The organism is Vibrio sp. 2304 (assembly GCF_033339475.1).
Classification (GTDB): Bacteria; Pseudomonadota; Gammaproteobacteria; order Enterobacterales; family Vibrionaceae; genus Vibrio; species Vibrio alginolyticus.
On record NZ_JAWOUQ010000108.1, the window covers coordinates 1 to 559 of the forward strand.

Consider the following 559-nt stretch of genomic DNA (forward strand, 5'->3'; position numbering starts at 1 on the left):
TTGGATGCATTTTCCAATAAGCTTCTTTTTGATGTCCTTGTTACGCTTGACCCATTCCTAATGCTTTCAATTTCAAATATAATTTCATCTCCACAATTAGCATTTGTATTAGATATAAAACCAATATTTTCTCCCTTGTTATTTATAAATTCTAGTCCATCTCCAACAAACAATTTGTCTAGTAATTTAACTTTTACTTTTTTGTTTCTAACATCTATAACTTTGCCTATTACTACCCCTCTATTATTAGGCCTATCAACTGCCATCAAATTGACTCCAAAGTCTCCAAGCATTATACCTTTAGTAAATTTACGATTAAAAATCTCATACAGATTCTTTTTTTCATTTTCATCTACTTCATACCCATCTAAAACTTTCCTATAAATCGAACAAACTACTGCCACATATTCTGGTCTTTTCATTCTTCCTTCTATTTTGAATGAGGTTACACCAGCATTTTCTAAGTCATATATAAAGTCTATTGTATTTAAGTCTCTCATACTCAAGTAGTATTTTTGATCGGATACTACTTTCCCATTAGAATTCTCTAAGCAATACT

1 protein-coding gene is annotated in these 559 nt (G+C 30.2%); it reads right to left on the minus strand.

What is annotated here, in order from left to right; all coding sequences use genetic code 11:
* The coding region (locus R7P64_RS24500) for a peptidase U32 family protein (RefSeq protein WP_318124228.1) at positions 1 to 559 on the minus strand (559 nt) is incomplete at both ends.